The following is a 16059-nucleotide window of genomic DNA, read 5'->3' on the forward strand; positions in this document are numbered from 1 at the left end:
CCGGAGGAGGGGCAAAGGGGCATGACGAAGACACTGCTGATGATCCACGGCGTCGGATGCGGCGGCGACGTATGGGACAGGATGATCCCGGTGTTCGAAGCCGATGGCTGGACGTGTGAAGCGCCGACATTGTTCCCCGCCCGCCGGGTGAAAGACAATCCGCCCGCCTCGCTCGCCGAGCTCGGCATCGACGATTACATCTCCTCGATGTCGGCGAAGGCGCACGAAATCGAGAAAGCGACCGGGCAAAAGCCTGCCGTGATCGGGCACTCGATGGGCGGCCTCATCGCGCAGGTGCTGGCGGAGAAGGGGGATGTGTCGCAAGCCGTCTTCCTGACACCGGCCCAGCCGAAAGGCTGTGCTGTGATCGGGCCGAGCGTGGTCTTCACTTTCCTGAACATCCTTCTCCAGCAGAACCGCAAGAAATCCTACAAGGTCTGGCGGACGGGCTTCGATTTTGGCGTCACGAATTGTGTGCCGAAACGCCTTCGGGAAGAGATCTATTCCCACGCGCTCTACGATTCCGGAAAGGTCTATGGCGACCTGACCGATGGGGTGGAGATCGACGAGTCGAAAATCAGGATCCCCACGCTGACGATTGCTGCCGGCAAGGATCGCGCGACGCTGGCTTCGGCGGTTCGCAAAGTCGGTGAGAAGTACAAGAACGCGGCGATAGCCGGAGACTTCATGGAGTATCCGAAAAACGCTCACTGGATCGTCGATGAACCGGGTACGGACCAGGTCGCGTCGGACATTGCCGGCTGGCTCGCCCGCACGCGCGTGAAAGAAGACGCATGATGGAAGACGACGCCCATGGCGTTCACGATTACCTCACCGATCCGCGCAATGCGGACATCCTGATCTCGGTGAATGGCGAACTGAAGAAGCGGGACGAGGCGGTCGTGTCGGTCTTCGACAGCGGATACATCCTGGGCGACGGTGTCTGGGAGGGGCTGCGCGTCATGGATGGCGGCATCGCCTTCCTGCCGGAACACCTGAAACGCCTCTGGGCCGGGGCGAAGACGCTCGACATGGATATCGGCCTGACCAAGGACGAGCTGAGGGCCCGCCTGACAGATTGCCTGAAGGCGAATGGGATGGAGGACGGCGTCCACATCCGCCTGATGGTGACACGCGGCGTCAAGAAAACGCCCTATCAGGGGCCGCGCTTCACGATCACCAAGCCGACCATCGTGATCATCCCGGAATACAAGACACCCGTGCCGGAGATCGTGGAGACGGGCGTTACACTGTTTACCGTGCATGTGCGCCGGACCGGCCCCGCCGAGCAGGACCAGAAGCTGAATTCCCATTCGAAGCTCAACTGCATCCTCGCCTGTATTCAGGCCGACAAGGCGGGCGCCGACGAAGCCCTGATGCTGGACCCGCTGGGCTTTGTGGCGACCTGTAACTCGACTCATTTCTTCATCGTGCGTGACGGGGAAGTGTGGACCAGCCCGCCGGAATACTGTCTCGGCGGCATCACGCGCGGCAACATCATCAAGACCTGCCGCGAAGTGGGCATCCCGGTCTTCGAGAAACGCTTCTCGCTGTTTGACGTCTATTCCGCAGACGAAGCCTTCATCACCGGCACGTTCGCGGGCGTGACGCCGGTACGCGAAGTGGACGGACGGTCCATCGAGACCATCGACGGTCCGATCTCGCAGAAGATCCGCGAAGCCTACAAGGCGCTGCAGGCGCGCAGCCTGACGCCGATCGGCTGACACCCGCAAAAGAAAAAGGCGCCCGCGAATGACAGGCGCCTCTCTCGTTGTTTCGTGGAGGGCAGGGCCCTCAGGCTTTAGCCGCGGCCGGTCATCCGCAGGAAGCGGTTGCGCAGGTCTGCGTCCGATTTGAACACGCCGGTGAACTGGGTCGTGATCGTGGACACGTCCTTGTGGTGCACGCCGCGGGTCGACATGCACTCATGCACGGCGTCGATCAGGACAGCCGTACCCATCGGGGCGAGGCTTTCGGTGATGGCGTCGCAAATCTGGGACGTCATGGTTTCCTGCGTCTGCAGGCGCTTGGAGAAGATCTCCACCACGCGGGCCAGTTTGGAGATGCCGACAACCGCTTCGGTCGGCATGTAGGCGACATAGGCCTTGCCGAGGAAGGGGGCCATGTGGTGCTCGCAATGGCTTTCCACATCGATGTCGCGCAGCATGACGATGTCGTCATAGCCCTGAACGTCTTCGAAGGTGCGGGAAAGGTATTTCACCGGGTCTTCGGTGTAGCCCGAGAACCATTCTTCGTAAGCCTTGACGACGCGCTTGGGCGTATCGATCAGGCCTTCACGGGCCGGGTCGTCGCCCGCCCACGCGATCAGCGTGCGAACCGCTTCTTCGGCTTCTTCCTGGGAAGGGCGTTTCACGGGTTCCGCGCGCGCAATTTCATTCTTTGGTGTGATGGCGTCCATGGCCATAGTTTAGGAGTCCTTCGACTGAGGGACGGGGGTCGAGCCGGGGCGTCCCTTGAAGGTCTTTCACGCCTTCTTGCCCGGACTTAACGCCCGCCCGGAGTTGTACCCTCAGGGCGATAATCAGGAACATAAGGGGCCTAAGCCCCGGTTTCCAGCGGATTCTACGGTGACGGAGCGTCACTGGATTGCGGATGAGTTGCTTTTCGCGGCGTCAACTGGTATCGCCCCGCCCATGTTCGCGCGCGCATTTTCCCTTTGTTGCTGCTGCTGTTGTTGCCGCTGAGGCCGCAACGCGCCATTAGGGCTGTCAGAAACAGGCCCTGCCGGCATTTTCCCGAACAAACCCGATCCAGAGACACAAATGACCATCCGCCTTTACGACACCGCTGCGCGTGAAAAACGCGTTTTCGAGCCGCAGGACCCTAAACGCGTGACGATGTATGTCTGCGGCCCCACGGTCTATAATTACGCCCATATCGGCAATGCGCGCCCGCCCATCGTATTCGATGTGTTGCGGCGCCTCTTGATCCGCACCTATGGCGCGGGCGCGGTCGTCTACGCCCGCAACATTACGGACATCGAGGACAAGATCATCAAGGCTTCGCTGGAAACCGGCGCGCCGATTGCCGAGATCACGAAGAAATATGCCGGGATCTACAATGCAGACACGGCAGCGCTGAATGTGTTGCCGCCCAGCATCGAGCCGTGGGCGACAGACCATGTGGCCGAGATGATCGACATGATCGAGAAGCTGGTGCGCCGCGGCTATGCCTATGTCGGCAAGGAAGGCGTTTGGTTCTCGGTCCGTCAGATGAACGACTACGGCAAGCTGTCCGGCCGAAAGCTGGAAGACAATGAGGCGGGCGCCCGCGTGGAGGTGGATCCAGACAAGCGCGACCCCTCCGACTTCGCCCTCTGGAAATTTGCCAAGCCCGGCGAGCCGGAAGACGCGATCTGGGACAGCCCGTGGGGCAGGGGCCGCCCCGGCTGGCATATCGAATGCTCTGCCATGGCGGCCAAGCATCTCGGCAAGACGATCGACATTCATGGCGGCGGGATCGACCTGCAATTCCCGCATCACGAGAACGAGATCGCCCAGTCCGAATGCGCCCACGGCGAGGTCATGGCGAACTACTGGCTGCACAACGGTTTCCTGGATATGGGCGGGGAGAAGATGTCGAAATCGCTCGGCAATGTCGTGCTGGTGCATGATCTGCTGCAGAAATGGCCGGGCGAAGTGCTGCGCCTCGCCATGCTGAGCGGGCATTACCGCGCCCCGCTCGACTGGACCGAAGACCTGCTGAAACAGGCCAAGGCCACGCTCGACCGCATCTATGGCGCCCTGCGCCGCGTGTGGGAGGCTGACGGCGGCGAAGCCCGTGACACGGGCGTGCTGCGCGCGCTGGAGGACGACCTCAACACGCCGGAAGCCCTGGCTGAGCTTTCCCGTCTGGCGGGTGAGGCAAACACCGCCGCCGACCAGAAAGACGCCGCCGCCATGGCCAATGCGAAAGCGAACCTGTTGGAAGCAGGCAAGCTGCTCGGCCTGCTTACCCAGTCCCCGAAAGAGTGGGAGCAGGGCGTGGACAATGACGAAAACGCCCGCATCGACGCCCTCGTTCAGGCCCGGGTCGATGCCCGCGCCGCCAAGGACTGGGCCGAGGCCGACCGGATCCGTAATGAACTCGCTGCCGAAGGCATCGAGATCATGGACGGGGCGGGCGGCTCGACCTGGCGCCGGGTGTAGGGATGCCTGAGGCCCTTTCGCCGCCTTGCGCTGGCGGAAGGGCAGGGCCATCTTCGGCGCGATGAGCGAGCTTTACCACAACCGCATTCTCGAACTGGCCGCCGGCATCCCGCATGTCGGGCGGCTCAGCGATGCCGAAGGCTCGGTGACCAAGGTCTCCCGGGTCTGCGGCTCGGTCGTGAATGTCGACCTGAAGCTGGACGAGGCGGGCGAAACCGTCACGGAAATCGCTGTCGATCCAAAGGCTTGCGCCCTCGGGCAGGCGGCAACCGCGATCCTTGCAGAGCATGCCGTCGGTGCGCCGGTTTCCGAAATCATCGCCGCACGTGATGCCCTGAAAGCCATGCTGAAAGACGGCGGCCCGCCGCCCGAAGGCCGGTTCTGGGAGCTGCGCCATCTCGAGCCCGTGGCCGACTATCCGCCCCGCCACGCCTCCACCATGCTCGCCTTCGACGCTGCCGTTGCCGCCATCGAGGAAGCGTTGCAGAAGCGCGCATCATCCCGTGCAGCCGCCGAATAACAGCCTGCGCCGCCGGGCGGCCTATGCGCTGCTCTGGGTCTACAAACATGGGCCGAGCCAGGTGATGTGGGCCTTTGGCGCGCGGTGCCAGCATACGCCAACCTGTAGTGAATACGGGGCCGAATGCGTCTCGCGCTTTGGTTGGTGGCCGGGATTCTGGATGACGCTGGCGCGCTTCCTGCGCTGCCGACCGGGTGGCACGATGGGCTGCGATCCGCCGCCGGAAACAAAGCCGGACGTGCCGCTCTGGCAGCCCTGGCGCTATGGCGACTGGTCCGGAAAGCGAATGGCCCATGCCTGCAAACCGGTTGAAAAATCCCCCGAGGCATGACATATCGCCGCCATGGATTTTCGTCTGATCACCGCTCTGACCACACGAACCCGCCGGGGTGCCTGACGCGCCTTCGGCCCGCACACCCGTGCGCGCCCGCCTCATGCACCCGCCAAAAATTCCCTGAAACCGAGCTCTGACTGGTACGGCCTGAATGCGCCGGAACACCATGTACAGGACCATATAAACACCGTTTATGGACCATTTAGAGCTCGATCCCATTCCGGAAGCCGCCTGACTGCAGCCCGCCCGCTTTGAGGGTGGGAAAAGAGGTAAAGAAGCGCTAAGCAAGCCGCCGCATAAGGCTTTAGAACAAGGCTTTCCGGGCCGTTGGAATTTACGCCCCGCGCGGGCGAGTGAAATCGAAGAAGAAGACCGATGATCAAAGTTACGCTGCCCGATGGCTCAGAGCGGGAATATGCCGACGGCGCCTCGCCGAAGGATGTGGCCGAGAGCATTTCCAAATCACTGGCCAAGAAGGCCCTCGCCGCCAAGGTGGACGGTGAGGTGTGGGACCTCGTACGCCCCCTCGAAGGCGACGCCAGTGTCGCCATCATCACCGACCGCGACCCCGAAGGCCTTGAGCTGATCCGTCACGACGCCGCCCACGTGCTGGCGCAGGCCGTCCAGGAACTCTATCCGGATGCTCAGGTCACGATCGGCCCGGTCATCGATGACGGCTTCTATTACGACTTCGCCCGCGAAGAGCCGTTCTCCTCGGACGATTTCGAGAAGATTGAAAAGAAGATGGCCGAGATCATCGACGCCGATTACCCGATCATCCGCGAAGTCTGGGACAAGGACGAAGCGATCGAGACGTTCAAGAAGATCGGCGAAGACTACAAGGCGCAGATCATCGACGACATCATCCCGCCGGGCGAGGCCATCACGGTCTACAAGCAGGGCGACTGGTTCGACCTCTGCCGTGGCCCGCACCTTCCGTCCACGGGCAAACTGCCGAAAGCGTTCAAGCTGATGAAGCTGGCGGGCGCTTACTGGCGTGGCGACTCGAAGAACGAGATGCTGCAGCGCATGTACGGCACGGCCTGGGCGAACGAGAAGGACCTGAAGGCGCATCTCCATCGCCTGGAAGAAGCCGAGAAGCGCGACCACCGGAAGCTCGCCACGCAGCTCGACCTGTTCCACCTGGATGGCCTGGCTGCTGCCGGCTCTGTGTTCTGGCATCCGAAGGGCTACCAGATCTGGCGCCAGATCGAGGCCTATATGCGCCGCCGTCTCGATGAGGCCGGCTATGAGGAAATCAAGACGCCGCAGCTGATGGACTCGGTCCAGTGGGAGAAATCCGGACACTGGGGCAAGTATCGCGAGAACATGTTCATCGTGCCGGACTTCATCCCGGAAGGCGATGAGGGCGTGGAAATCTCCGTACCGGAAGATGCGAAGCTCATGGCGCTGAAGCCGATGAACTGCCCGGCGCATGTCGAAGTGTTCAAGCAGGGCCAGAAATCCTATCGCGACCTGCCGCTGCGGTTGGCCGAGTTCGGCTGCTGCCACCGCAACGAGCCGCACGGCGCGCTGCACGGCATCATGCGCGTCCGCCAGTTCACGCAGGACGATGCCCACATCTTCTGCCGCGAAGACCAGATCGTCGAGGAGTCGATCCGCTTCTGCCGCCTTCTGGAAAGCGTCTATCGCGACTTCGGCTTCGAAGACATCGCGGTGAAACTCTCCACGCGTCCGGACGTGCGAGCCGGTAGCGACGAGACGTGGGACCGGGCCGAGAAAGGCCTTGCCGACGCTGTCGAGGCCGCCGGCCTGCCATGTGAGATCATGCCGGGCGAAGGTGCGTTCTACGGGCCGAAGCTGGAGTTCCAGCTGACGGATGCCATCGGCCGCGTCTGGCAGTGCGGCACGCTGCAGCTCGACTATGTGCTGCCGGAACGTCTGGGAGCTGAGTACACGGCGTCCGACGGCTCGAAGCAGCGCCCGGTCATGCTGCACCGCGCGATCCTCGGATCTCTGGAACGTTTCATCGGTATCCTGATCGAAGAGTTCGCCGGATCCTTCCCGATGTGGCTCTCTCCGGTGCAGGTCGTTGTGGCCGCCATCACGGATGCTGCGAACGATTATGCCGAGGAGGCCGCCGAGGCACTCCGCAAGGCGGGCCTGCGCGTGGAAACGGATCTTCGCAACGAGAAGATCAACTACAAGGTCCGCGAGCATTCGCTGCAGAAAGTGCCGGTCATCGCCGTTGTCGGCGGGCGGGAGGCGGAGGAGCGCACACTGGCGCTGCGCCGGCTCGGCTCGAACGGCCAGCAGATCATCGCGCTGGACGAAGCGGCCACGCTCTTGTCGCAGGAAGGCCTTGCGCCGGACCTGAAGGCCTGAGACGATTCTGAACGGCTGATACTGGGCAGCTGACAAACGGGGCGAGTAGAATAGAAGTGCGACTCATGTCCTACGCGCCCGTGCTTGCAGCTGTCTTTGTGCTCTGGCCGATTATGGGTCTCCTGGGCGGGCAGGGCTATGCGCTCCTCCTGGCGCTGGCGGCCCTGCCGGCTCTGGCGCTTGCCCGGCCAAAATGGCCGCCGGCGCTCTATGCCGTTCCGGCCATCCTGTTCGTGATCTGGGTGATCGTGGGGGAGACCTGGTCACCCAATTCGGGCCAGCTTGTCAGCGGCAGCCTGCTGGAAGGCAATTTTGCCGTAAAGGCGACCAGCCTCAGGATATTCTTTACAGCCGCATTCACCTTTCTGGCGGTTGGCGGGGCGATGCGTATTGCCGACGGCAGCGCGCAGGTTTCGTCCCGCGTCATGCTCGGCGCTTTCGCCGCGCAGGGCCTGATCCTAGCCGTCTCGGTCATTTTCTCCGGCCCGCTGCTTGCGGCGGTCTACGGAGCAGACCCGGTTGCACAGACGCCCGGCATCCAGAATTTCGGGCGCAATGCGAATGCCTTTGCGCTGATCCTGCCCATCCTGATTGCCTACCTGTCGGCGCGCCCGCAATTCTTCTGGAAGCCGGTCGTGGCATTGCTGGTGGTGGCGAGCCTGTTGTTCTTCACCCGTGTGGACACGCAGAGTGCGATGATCGGGCTTGTCTTCATGATGGTGGCGATGGGCCTCGTTCAGGCGCTGCCGAAGCTCGGCTTCCGTATCCTGTTCACCTGTATCGGCGCTTATATCGCGTCGGCTCCGATGCTGATCGGAACGATTCTGAGATTGCTGGAAGCCTACAACATCCATCTGCCAGGCTCGTTCCAGTCCCGGGCCTGGGCTTGGCATGTCGTGATCGAAAAGGTCGCCGAGCGGCCTTTTGTCGGCCATGGCATTGCCGCCTCGAAGACGTGGCGGGAAACCTATTCCGACCATCCGGACTGGCTCGCTCATTTGCCTGACAGCTGGGCCGACTACGCCGTCATACCGGGACATCCGCACAATATGGCGCTGCAGATCTGGGCCGAAACGGGCATGATCGGTGCGGTTCTGGTCGGGTTTTCGCTGGTGCTGCTGGGCTTCCGCCTGCCAGAACCTGCGAAGATGCGCGAAGACATCCGCTTCGCCATTGCCGGTGTCACGGGCGTGGCGTTCAGCCTGTTCAACTTTGCCTACAACATGTGGAACGAGGCCTTCTGGTCGAGCGTGGCGCTGGCTGCCATCGCCATCATCCTGCTGGCGAAGCGCCGCCGCGAGTCGCTGTGAGCACGCTGCCGGCCATCAGCGCCCTTGTGGTGACCTATCATACCGGGCCGCGTCTGCATGAATGCCTCTACGCCCTGAAGGGTGACCCTGACATCACCGAGATCGTCATCGTGGACAATGGCAACCCGCCAGCCCAGCAGGCCTGGATCGACCGGTTCGTGGCGGGCTGCGCGAAGTCGTCGCTGGTCCGTGAGGGTGGCAATCCGGGCTTTGGCACGGCGATGAACCGGGCGGCGGAAAAAGCCAGCGGCGAGCTTCTGCTCGCCTGCAATCCGGACTGCGTGATCAAGCGCGGCGCGATGGGGCCGATGGTGGGGGCGGTGCAGGACGCGCCGCGGCCCGCCATCGTCGGGGGACGGATCTTCGGTCTCGATGGCCGGGAAGGGCGCGGTGCCCGCCGCAACACGCTCACCCTGTGGAATGCGATCGGGCTGGGAAAATGGGCGCTGGACGGGACAGCTGAGCCGGATGGACCGGTGCGCACCGGCGCGATTACCGGCGCCTTTTTCCTGATCCGCCGGGAGGATTACGAAGCGCTTGGCGGGTTCGACGAAGCCTATTTCCTGCATGTCGAGGATGTGGACTTTTGCCGCCGGGCCATCGAAGCCGGGGGCTCTGTCACCTACCAGCCGAAGGCAGGGGCGTTGCACTACACGTCGACCTCCGATGCCCCATCGGCCGTCGTAAAGGCGCACAAGGCGGCGAGCCTGAAGCGCTATTTCCGCAAGTTTGCGAGAACGCCGGGTGAGAAACTGGCCACGGCCCTGATGGTGCCACTGATCGGTTTGGCCATGCGGCTGCGCAGCTAGGCTTTTGGCCGCCAGTCCGGCGGCGCGAGTTCAAAGCCTGCAAAGTCGAAGCCCGGCGCCACCACGCAAGACACCAGCGTCCATGCGCCCAGCGTTTCGGCTGCCTGCCAGTGATGCGCGGGCACGACGCCTTGCAGCGACTGCCCGGCGCGCAAATCCGGACCGAGTGTGACGGCGCGTGGGTCGGCGCCTTCGGGCGTGGCGGTCGTCAACACGAGCGGCCCGCCTGCCTGCCACAGCCAGATTTCGTCGGCATCCACCCGGTGCCAGGCGGAGACTTCATCCGCCTGCAGCAGGAAATGGATCAGCGTGGAAGCCGGGCGTTCCCCTTCGGGGGCAGGGGCGCGGAACGTCTCCACATAATGCCCGCCCTCCGGATGCGACGTCATGTTCAGGAGGCGGATCACCTCCCGCGCCCCAAGGTCGCCGGAGATGGCCTGCATCAGAAGCTGTCCTTGCGCCCGCGGATTTCGGCGAAGGTGGCGACGGCGTCGCCGGGGTGCCCCATGGCGGCCTGCAGTTCCGGCAGGTCCGCGCGGAGGAAGGGATTGGTGGCGAGCTCCTTGTCCAGCCGGGTTGGCACGGTCGGCTGGCCCTTGGCGCGGGTCTCGTCGATCTGTTTCACATAAGCCGCGAGGTCTGCATTGCCGGTCTCGATCGTCTCGGCGAAGCGGGCGTTTGACTGGGTGTATTCGTGCGCGCAGTAGATCATCGTCTCAGGCGGCAGGGCCTTCAGCTTGGAGAGGCTCGCCCACATCATCTCCATCGTGCCTTCGAACACGCGGCCGCAGCCGAGCGCGAAGAGCGCGTCGCCGACAAAGGCCTTGCTCTGCTCTGCAAAGTGATAGGCGATGTGGCCGAGCGTATGGCCCGGCACGTCCAGCACGCGGGCGGTCGCGCGGCCGAGCTCGACAATGTCGCCTTCCTTCAGCTTCACATCGATACCGGGGATCTTCTCCGCTTCACCGGCGGGGCCGTAGATCGTGCAGCCGGTGGCGTCCTTGATCTTCATGTTCCCGCCAGCATGGTCCGGGTGCCAGTGCGTGTTCAGAATATGGCTGATGTGCCAGCCCATCCGGTCTGCTTCGGCGAGGTATTTGTCCGCGTCGGGCGTGTCGATGGCGGCCGTCTGGCCGGAAACGGCCTCATGCACGAGGTAGCCGTAATTATCATTCAGGCAGGGAAATCGGTGTACGTCGAGGGTGATCTTGGTCATCTTTGTCTCCTGAAGACGTCTCCTTCGGATTGGCCTAGCACAGGGAAACCCATGCGTCAGGATGCTGTCACGCTCGAACGCTTTTACTCTGCTCCTCTGGGGCAGGCGGCGGCGCGCATCCTGTCCGGCAAGCTGACGGATCTGTGGGGCGATGCGCGGGGCCTGTCGCTGCTCGGGCTCGGCTTTGCGGTCCCGGTGCTGGACGCGTTCGGCGAGGCGCCATCGCGGATCGTCGCCGCCGTGCCGCACGAACATGGGCCGGTGCGGTGGGATTATTCCGGCCGCGGCAACGCCACTGTGGCAGTGGGGGACGACCGGCTGCCATTTCCCGATGGCATGTTCGACCGGGTGATCGTGATGCACGGCCTGGAGGAGGCCGGCAATCCGCGCACTTACCTGCGCGAGATCTGGCGGATCACGGCGCCGGAAGGGCGCATCGTGCTGGCAGCGGCGAACCGGGGCGGGCTCTGGTCGCGGGCGACGCGCACGCCGTTCGGGCAGGGGCGCCCCTGGACGCGGCCGCAGCTGATGAGCCTGCTCTCATCCGGTCTCTTCCAGGTCACGGCTTCGACCAGCGCGCTCTACATGCCGCCCGTTTCGGCCAGCCTCGTCACATCTGCGGCCGAGGGCTGGGAGGCGATCGGCAACCTGATCGCGCCCGGATTTGGCGGGGTCGTGCTGGTGGAGGCCGTAAAGCGGCTTTACGCCAGCCCGGGCGGTGGGGCACCAGCACCTGTTACCGAAAAGGTACGGATTCCCCGTCCTGTACCTTCCCCAAAACGCGAAAGTCATTGACGTGTCATATAAGCGGCAGATACTTCGCACCTGCAGCAACTACTAGGAGAAGCGCCATGAAGCTTGTCACAGCCATTTTCAAGCCCAGCCGGCTCGACGCGGTCATCGACGCGCTCTCCGAAGTCGGCGCCACCGGTCTGACCGTTTCAGAGGTGCGCGGTTACGGCCGCCAGCTCGGCAAGACCGAAGTGTACCGCGGCGCGGAATACGAGGTGCGCCTGCTTCCGAAAGTGAAGGTCGAGGTCGCCTGTCCGGATGATGCCGCAGAGCGGTTTGCTGACGCCATCACGCAGGCAGCGAACACCGGAACCATCGGTGACGGAAAGATCTTCATCCTGGATCTCGGCTCCGTCATCCGCATCCGCACCGGCGAACGCGACGAACTGGCCGTCTCCAACTAGGATTTCAACGCCTCAGGCGCCGTCATCTTCTTTGCCGAAATGGGCCTCTTCGGCCCCGTGGTGCAGCTGTAGGTTCAGCAGCACGGCCTTGGCGATGGGCAGCGCCGCCAGGATCAGGCCGATCATGATGGCGGACATCACGAGAAATGCCAGGATCTTGAAGCCCAGTGGCATCGGGATCATGGGCACGATGAACATGAACGGCGCCGCCAGGATCAACACGCCGAAGCCGACGAAGAAGGCCGGGCCGTCGGCCGTGTCTTCATTTGTCATTTCCCGTCCGCAGACCGGGCAGGAATCGTTCAGCTTCAGGTAGCTCCTGAACAGTTTTCCTTCGCCGCAATTGCCGCATTTCAGCTGCAGGCCGGACAGGATGGGGGACGGTTTCGACATGGAGGCACTCCGGGGGCTGAGGCGACACATCGTGTCGGCAGCGGCAGACTTCAATGCGACAGATGGCACGCGGGGCCGGGCGGCACTTGACGGGCGGGGCCCGATTGCCCACCAGAGCGGGCTGTAATTCGCAAGACGGAACACCACCAGATGTCTGACCCCATATTCGAGCGGATCGCCATTATCGGCGCGGGCCTGATCGGTTCATCCATCGCGCGGGCCGCCACGGCCTATGGCGCGGCCGGGTCTGTTTCGCTTTATGATGCGAGCGACGATGTCCGGGCCCGGGCTGCCGGGCTGGATATCGGCGAGGTGGCAGGCACGCTGGCCGATGCAGTGAAAGACGCAGATTGCGTGATCCTGTGCGTGCCGGTCGGCGCGCTGGCACCGGTCGCGCAGGCCGCGGTGCCGCACATGAAGGAAGGCGCGATCCTGTCGGATGTGGGCTCGGTGAAGAAGCAGGCTGCCGAAGCGCTGGCCTCCGCCGATGACGGGCGGGTGTTCATCATCCCCGGCCACCCCGTGGCGGGCACGGAGCAATCGGGCCCGGAAGCCGGCTTCCCGACCTTGTTCCGCAACGCCTGGTACATCCTGACTCCGCAAAGCGGGAAGGGTGAGGCCTATGATGCCGCGGCGGACCGGCTGAAGGCGTTCTGGGTGGTGCTCGGCTCCAAGGTGGAAACGATGGATCCGGCCCGCCATGACCGCGTGCTGGCCATCACCTCGCACCTGCCGCACCTGATCGCCTTCAACATCGTCTCCACCGCGTTCGACATGGAGACGGTGGAAGAGGGTGAAGTGGTGAAGTTCTCGGCGGGCGGTTTCCGGGACTTTACCCGGATTGCCGCCTCGGACCCGGTGATGTGGCGCGACGTGTTCCTGAACAACAAGGAAGCCGTGCTGGAATGCCTTGGCCGGTTCTCCGAAGATCTTGCCGCCCTGCAACGGGCAATCCGCTGGGGTGATGGCGACTTCCTGATGCACGAGTTCTCCCGTGCCCGGACGATCCGAAAGGCCGTCATCGATGCTGGGCAGGATTCCGGCGCGGTGAACTTCGGCCGGAACCAAAATGGTGCTAAACCGGACGCATGAAACCGCTGACCCTCTCGGACGACCGGCGCGAAGCGCTTGCAGGCCACCTGCGGCGCCTGTTCGCTGAGGAGTTCGACGAGGACCTTAGCGGCTTCCGTGCCGAAGCCATCATTGCGCTGATGCTGAAACAGCTGGGCCCGGCAGTCTACAATCAGGCGGTGGAAGACGTGCGCGCACATTTCCAGGACAAGCTGGATGATCTGTCTGGCGAAGTCTGGGTCGATGGGGGCGTCTGAAGCCGCTCACACGATCTCACGTGAAATTGTGTCGCCCGCGAGGGCACTCGGACTGTAGGGAAGAAGCATGAAACCGACGACTTCCATACTGTCCCGCCGCGGTCTCCTGTTTGCAGGTGCCGCTTCCCTCGTGATCGCCGCCTGTTCCGGTGGCACCAGCAATGCCGCCCCTGAATCTAAAGGTGAAGGCAAGGACAGCGATGCATTCGCCGATAGCGAATGGCGCAGCCTGACGGAAGCCCAATGGAAAGAGCGGTTGGATCCGAAAGCCTTCGCCGTGCTGCGTCAGGAAGACACCGAACGCCCGTTCACGTCTCCGCTGGAGCATGAAAAGCGCGAGGGCACCTATCATTGCGCCGGGTGCGACCTGCCGCTGTTTTCCTCAGAGACGAAATTCGATTCCGGCACAGGCTGGCCGAGCTTCTGGAAACCGCTTCCGGGCGCCATGGGCACCAAGGACGACCATAAGCTGTTTTATACGCGAACGGAATATCACTGCGCGCGCTGCCTCGGCCATCAGGGGCACGTCTTCAATGACGGGCCCGCACCCACAGGCCAGCGCTGGTGCAATAACGGCGTCGCGCTGACCTTCCGGCCCGCCTGATGCCACTTATTCGATGATCTCGACGCCTTCCGGAATGACGAAGGCCGGGACAGATGCGATGGCGACATCGCCATCGTCGATCAGTTCGCCGGGGCCATTCTCGCGCCGTTCATAGGCTGCGACCAGTGACGTGTAGGGCGGGACATAATCCCAGCCGCCATTGCCATTGTTCTGCGTGATCTCGAAATGGAGGTGCAGCACGGTGGGCGTGCCGCCGAAATCGTTCGAGACATAGCCGATCGTGTCGCCTGCACTCACCGTGTCGCCGATCTTCACCGACAGCTTCTTCATGTTGAGGTGCAGGTATTTGTAGATCCGGCCGCCGGAACGGAGGTTCACACTGTAAGAGCCGACATTCGAGATGATGCCGTTTTCCACCGCGACAACCTCATGCGCGTCACGATCCGCCGCAGATGTGGAGCGTTCCGACTGGCAGCTTGCCGGTGTGCCGACGCGGATGTCCTGGCCCTGGTGGATCTTGCTGATCGGGCAATAGGCCGAATTCCGGTTGGAGGTCCGCGTTTCGCAGAAATTGTCCCGCCACGGATATTCGAAGTTTCGCGAATCGCACTGGTCGCCGCCGACCATGCCGCCGCCAAAGGTGAACACCATGGACTGGAGATAGGCCGGAGAGTCCTTGATCGGGAACACCATATCAGGCGCGAAAATGGTTTCATTTTCCGATCCTTCACCGGTGCCCGGAAGAAGGGCGCCCGGGCCATAGAAGGAGAAGGCCGGCTCTATCGGAGCAGGCGGTTCTGATGTGTCGACCGGGGTGTCCACCGGTGGGGTGGTGTCCGTATCGGCCGTATCGGTTGAATCATCCGGAGTGTCCACAGGCGTGTCAGCTGGCGTATCAGCGGGTGTGTCGACCGGCGTATCCGCGTCCGTGCCGGGATCGGTATCGGGTGTGTCCGTGTCGGCCGTGTCCGGCGTATCCGTGCTGGAATCCGTATCCGTATCGACCGACCCAGCGTCCGGTGTATCGGCCGGCTGATCACCCGTACCGTATGGGTCGGTGACCGGTGTGCCGGGCGGCGGCGGGCCGGGCGCACCCGGGGGGATGGCCGGTCCGGCTTCCGGCGTCGTGGGCGGCGGGCCGCCATCGCCGGGGAAGCGTACGAAATCGCACGCAGCAAGTGTCATCAGCGCCGCTGCGCCAAGCAGGAGGGAACGGGTCTGTTTCATCAGCGGGACCTCACGGCAACGAGGGAGTCGGCGATGGAGAGCGCGTCTTCCTCGCTGATGCAGTCGGCATGCTCGCCATCCGCCACAGTGCATTCGAACTCGATCAGGTAATCGGCGCCATATTTGGTGAAGGCCACCTGCGCGCCGCTCATGGTCGGGATGAAACGCATCGGCGTGTCCGTGACGCCCGGCGACCGCTCGCCGATGATCTCGTTCGTGCCGTTCACGACGATGTTGTAATCCGTTCCCGGATAGAAGGCGAAATAGCCGTCGCTGAGCGGCTGGAACTTCACATCGGATTCAGCGTCTTGCGGCAGCACGATCCCCGATGGCAGCATGACCGGCACCGGCGGCGGGTCACCTTCCTGCGAGGCCGTCATGAAGTTCCCGCTGCTGCCGGAATTGGAGGCGACATCGTTGCGGGCGGCGGCCCAGTTGATTTCGGCTTCGGCGCTCATCGCCTGCGTGTAGACGGGCTTGTCCGCCTCCGCGGCCGCGGTCTCTGCCGCCGGGGCGGCCTCCGCCGGCTTGGAGATTTCGGTGCCGGCATCGTCGCCCATGCCCCGGATGAACTTGTCACAGCCAGCAAGACCCAGCAGGGCGCAGGCGGGCACCAATGCGATGGCAATCCGCTTCCTCATGGCAA

General features: G+C 63.4%; 19 protein-coding genes. 13 read left to right on the top strand and 6 right to left on the bottom strand.

What is annotated here, in order from left to right; all coding sequences use genetic code 11:
- The first annotated feature begins 21 nt into the window (after positions 1–21).
- Both R3C98_RS05100 and R3C98_RS05105 read left to right on the top strand, forming a co-directional pair.
- On the top strand, positions 22–798 hold the full coding sequence (locus R3C98_RS05100) for an alpha/beta hydrolase (protein WP_371313032.1): 777 nt from the start codon (positions 22–24) through the stop codon (positions 796–798).
- Positions 795–1724, top strand: a complete 930-nt coding sequence (locus tag R3C98_RS05105) for an aminotransferase class IV (RefSeq protein WP_371313033.1) — start codon at positions 795–797, stop codon at positions 1722–1724. Before R3C98_RS05100 ends, R3C98_RS05105 begins: the two co-directional genes overlap by 4 nt.
- Positions 1725–1801: 77 nt before the next feature.
- Here the strand turns inward: R3C98_RS05105 and folE are convergent, their stop codons facing one another.
- Positions 1802–2419, bottom strand: a complete 618-nt coding sequence (gene folE / locus R3C98_RS05110) for a GTP cyclohydrolase I FolE (protein ID WP_371313335.1) — start codon at positions 2417–2419, stop codon at positions 1802–1804.
- A 364-nt stretch (positions 2420–2783) separates the two neighbouring features.
- On the opposite strand from folE, the gene cysS reads away from it, so the two are divergent.
- From cysS to R3C98_RS05140, 6 genes are all read left to right on the top strand, one after another.
- On the top strand, positions 2784–4169 hold the full coding sequence (cysS, locus tag R3C98_RS05115) for a cysteine--tRNA ligase (RefSeq protein ID WP_371313034.1): 1386 nt from the start codon (positions 2784–2786) through the stop codon (positions 4167–4169).
- Positions 4170–4194: 25 nt separating this feature from the next.
- A complete protein-coding gene (locus R3C98_RS05120) occupies positions 4195–4689 on the top strand; it encodes an iron-sulfur cluster assembly scaffold protein (protein ID WP_371313035.1) in 495 nt (164 codons plus the stop codon).
- A complete protein-coding gene (gene yidD, locus R3C98_RS05125; RefSeq protein ID WP_371313036.1) occupies positions 4673–5020 on the top strand; it encodes a membrane protein insertion efficiency factor YidD in 348 nt (115 codons plus the stop codon). The genes R3C98_RS05120 and yidD overlap by 17 nt, the downstream gene beginning before the upstream one ends.
- A gap of 378 nt (positions 5021–5398) precedes the next feature.
- Positions 5399–7369 (top strand): threonine--tRNA ligase, encoded by a 1971-nt coding sequence (thrS, locus tag R3C98_RS05130; protein ID WP_371313037.1) that lies wholly within the window; start codon positions 5399–5401, stop codon positions 7367–7369.
- 65 nt (positions 7370–7434) lie between these two features.
- Positions 7435–8679 (top strand): O-antigen ligase family protein, encoded by a 1245-nt coding sequence (locus tag R3C98_RS05135; protein ID WP_371313038.1) that lies wholly within the window; start codon positions 7435–7437, stop codon positions 8677–8679.
- Positions 8676–9488: a glycosyltransferase family 2 protein gene (locus tag R3C98_RS05140; protein WP_371313039.1), complete on the top strand. Its 813-nt coding sequence runs from the start codon at positions 8676–8678 to the stop codon at positions 9486–9488. The genes R3C98_RS05135 and R3C98_RS05140 overlap by 4 nt, the downstream gene beginning before the upstream one ends.
- On the opposite strand, the gene R3C98_RS05145 is transcribed toward R3C98_RS05140, so the two are convergent.
- Together R3C98_RS05145 and gloB are read right to left on the bottom strand one after the other, a co-directional pair.
- Complete coding sequence (locus tag R3C98_RS05145) at positions 9485–9931, bottom strand: cupin domain-containing protein (protein ID WP_371313040.1); 447 nt, start codon at positions 9929–9931, stop codon at positions 9485–9487. The genes R3C98_RS05140 and R3C98_RS05145 overlap by 4 nt on opposite strands.
- Positions 9931–10704 (bottom strand): hydroxyacylglutathione hydrolase, encoded by a 774-nt coding sequence (gene gloB / locus R3C98_RS05150; protein WP_371313041.1) that lies wholly within the window; start codon positions 10702–10704, stop codon positions 9931–9933. Before gloB ends, R3C98_RS05145 begins: the two co-directional genes overlap by 1 nt.
- A 51-nt stretch (positions 10705–10755) precedes the next feature.
- On the opposite strand from gloB, the gene R3C98_RS05155 reads away from it, so the two are divergent.
- Positions 10756–11499, top strand: coding sequence for a class I SAM-dependent methyltransferase (locus R3C98_RS05155; RefSeq protein ID WP_371313042.1), 744 nt, complete (start codon positions 10756–10758; stop codon positions 11497–11499).
- Between the two features lie 56 nt (positions 11500–11555).
- A complete protein-coding gene (locus R3C98_RS05160; protein ID WP_321488147.1) occupies positions 11556–11900 on the top strand; it encodes a P-II family nitrogen regulator in 345 nt (114 codons plus the stop codon).
- Between the two features lie 12 nt (positions 11901–11912).
- Here the strand turns inward: R3C98_RS05160 and R3C98_RS05165 are convergent, their stop codons facing one another.
- Positions 11913–12293, bottom strand: coding sequence for a DUF983 domain-containing protein (locus R3C98_RS05165; protein ID WP_371313043.1), 381 nt, complete (start codon positions 12291–12293; stop codon positions 11913–11915).
- Positions 12294–12443: 150 nt separating this feature from the next.
- On the opposite strand from R3C98_RS05165, the gene R3C98_RS05170 reads away from it, so the two are divergent.
- The 3 genes from R3C98_RS05170 (at position 12444) to msrB (ending at position 14225) form a co-directional block, all read left to right on the top strand.
- Positions 12444–13385 (top strand): prephenate/arogenate dehydrogenase family protein, encoded by a 942-nt coding sequence (locus R3C98_RS05170; protein WP_371313044.1) that lies wholly within the window; start codon positions 12444–12446, stop codon positions 13383–13385.
- On the top strand, positions 13382–13621 hold the full coding sequence (locus R3C98_RS05175) for a DUF2164 domain-containing protein (RefSeq protein WP_371313045.1): 240 nt from the start codon (positions 13382–13384) through the stop codon (positions 13619–13621). Before R3C98_RS05170 ends, R3C98_RS05175 begins: the two co-directional genes overlap by 4 nt.
- 67 nt (positions 13622–13688) lie before the next feature.
- Positions 13689–14225: a peptide-methionine (R)-S-oxide reductase MsrB gene (gene msrB / locus R3C98_RS05180; RefSeq protein WP_371313046.1), complete on the top strand. Its 537-nt coding sequence runs from the start codon at positions 13689–13691 to the stop codon at positions 14223–14225.
- 6 nt (positions 14226–14231) lie between these two features.
- Here the strand turns inward: msrB and R3C98_RS05185 are convergent, their stop codons facing one another.
- The gene (locus tag R3C98_RS05185; protein WP_371313047.1) at positions 14232–15413 is read right to left on the bottom strand and encodes a M23 family metallopeptidase; all 1182 of its coding nucleotides are present in this window, start codon (positions 15411–15413) and stop codon (positions 14232–14234) included.
- Complete coding sequence (locus tag R3C98_RS05190; protein ID WP_371313048.1) at positions 15413–16054, bottom strand: hypothetical protein; 642 nt, start codon at positions 16052–16054, stop codon at positions 15413–15415. Before R3C98_RS05190 ends, R3C98_RS05185 begins: the two co-directional genes overlap by 1 nt.
- Between the last annotated feature and the right edge of the window lie 5 nt (positions 16055–16059).

The organism is Hyphomonas sp. (assembly GCF_041398465.1).
Classification (GTDB): domain Bacteria; phylum Pseudomonadota; class Alphaproteobacteria; order Caulobacterales; family Hyphomonadaceae; genus Hyphomonas.

What these genes read in the sequence shown, in the direction of transcription:
- gloB (WP_371313041.1), bottom strand. Translation starts at nt 10,704, where the DNA reads ATGACCAAGATCACCCTCGACGTACACCGATTTCCCTGCCTGAATGAT.
- R3C98_RS05190 (WP_371313048.1), bottom strand. Translation starts at nt 16,054, where the DNA reads ATGAGGAAGCGGATTGCCATCGCATTGGTGCCCGCCTGCGCCCTGCTG.
- thrS (WP_371313037.1), top strand. Translation starts at nt 5,399, where the DNA reads ATGATCAAAGTTACGCTGCCCGATGGCTCAGAGCGGGAATATGCCGAC.
- folE (WP_371313335.1), bottom strand. Translation starts at nt 2,419, where the DNA reads ATGGACGCCATCACACCAAAGAATGAAATTGCGCGCGCGGAACCCGTG.
- R3C98_RS05175 (WP_371313045.1), top strand. Translation starts at nt 13,382, where the DNA reads ATGAAACCGCTGACCCTCTCGGACGACCGGCGCGAAGCGCTTGCAGGC.
- msrB (WP_371313046.1), top strand. Translation starts at nt 13,689, where the DNA reads ATGAAACCGACGACTTCCATACTGTCCCGCCGCGGTCTCCTGTTTGCA.
- R3C98_RS05145 (WP_371313040.1), bottom strand. Translation starts at nt 9,931, where the DNA reads ATGCAGGCCATCTCCGGCGACCTTGGGGCGCGGGAGGTGATCCGCCTC.
- R3C98_RS05160 (WP_321488147.1), top strand. Translation starts at nt 11,556, where the DNA reads ATGAAGCTTGTCACAGCCATTTTCAAGCCCAGCCGGCTCGACGCGGTC.
- R3C98_RS05155 (WP_371313042.1), top strand. Translation starts at nt 10,756, where the DNA reads ATGCGTCAGGATGCTGTCACGCTCGAACGCTTTTACTCTGCTCCTCTG.
- R3C98_RS05105 (WP_371313033.1), top strand. Translation starts at nt 795, where the DNA reads ATGATGGAAGACGACGCCCATGGCGTTCACGATTACCTCACCGATCCG.
- R3C98_RS05100 (WP_371313032.1), top strand. Translation starts at nt 22, where the DNA reads ATGACGAAGACACTGCTGATGATCCACGGCGTCGGATGCGGCGGCGAC.
- R3C98_RS05185 (WP_371313047.1), bottom strand. Translation starts at nt 15,413, where the DNA reads ATGAAACAGACCCGTTCCCTCCTGCTTGGCGCAGCGGCGCTGATGACA.
- R3C98_RS05135 (WP_371313038.1), top strand. Translation starts at nt 7,435, where the DNA reads ATGTCCTACGCGCCCGTGCTTGCAGCTGTCTTTGTGCTCTGGCCGATT.
- R3C98_RS05165 (WP_371313043.1), bottom strand. Translation starts at nt 12,293, where the DNA reads ATGTCGAAACCGTCCCCCATCCTGTCCGGCCTGCAGCTGAAATGCGGC.
- cysS (WP_371313034.1), top strand. Translation starts at nt 2,784, where the DNA reads ATGACCATCCGCCTTTACGACACCGCTGCGCGTGAAAAACGCGTTTTC.
- R3C98_RS05170 (WP_371313044.1), top strand. Translation starts at nt 12,444, where the DNA reads ATGTCTGACCCCATATTCGAGCGGATCGCCATTATCGGCGCGGGCCTG.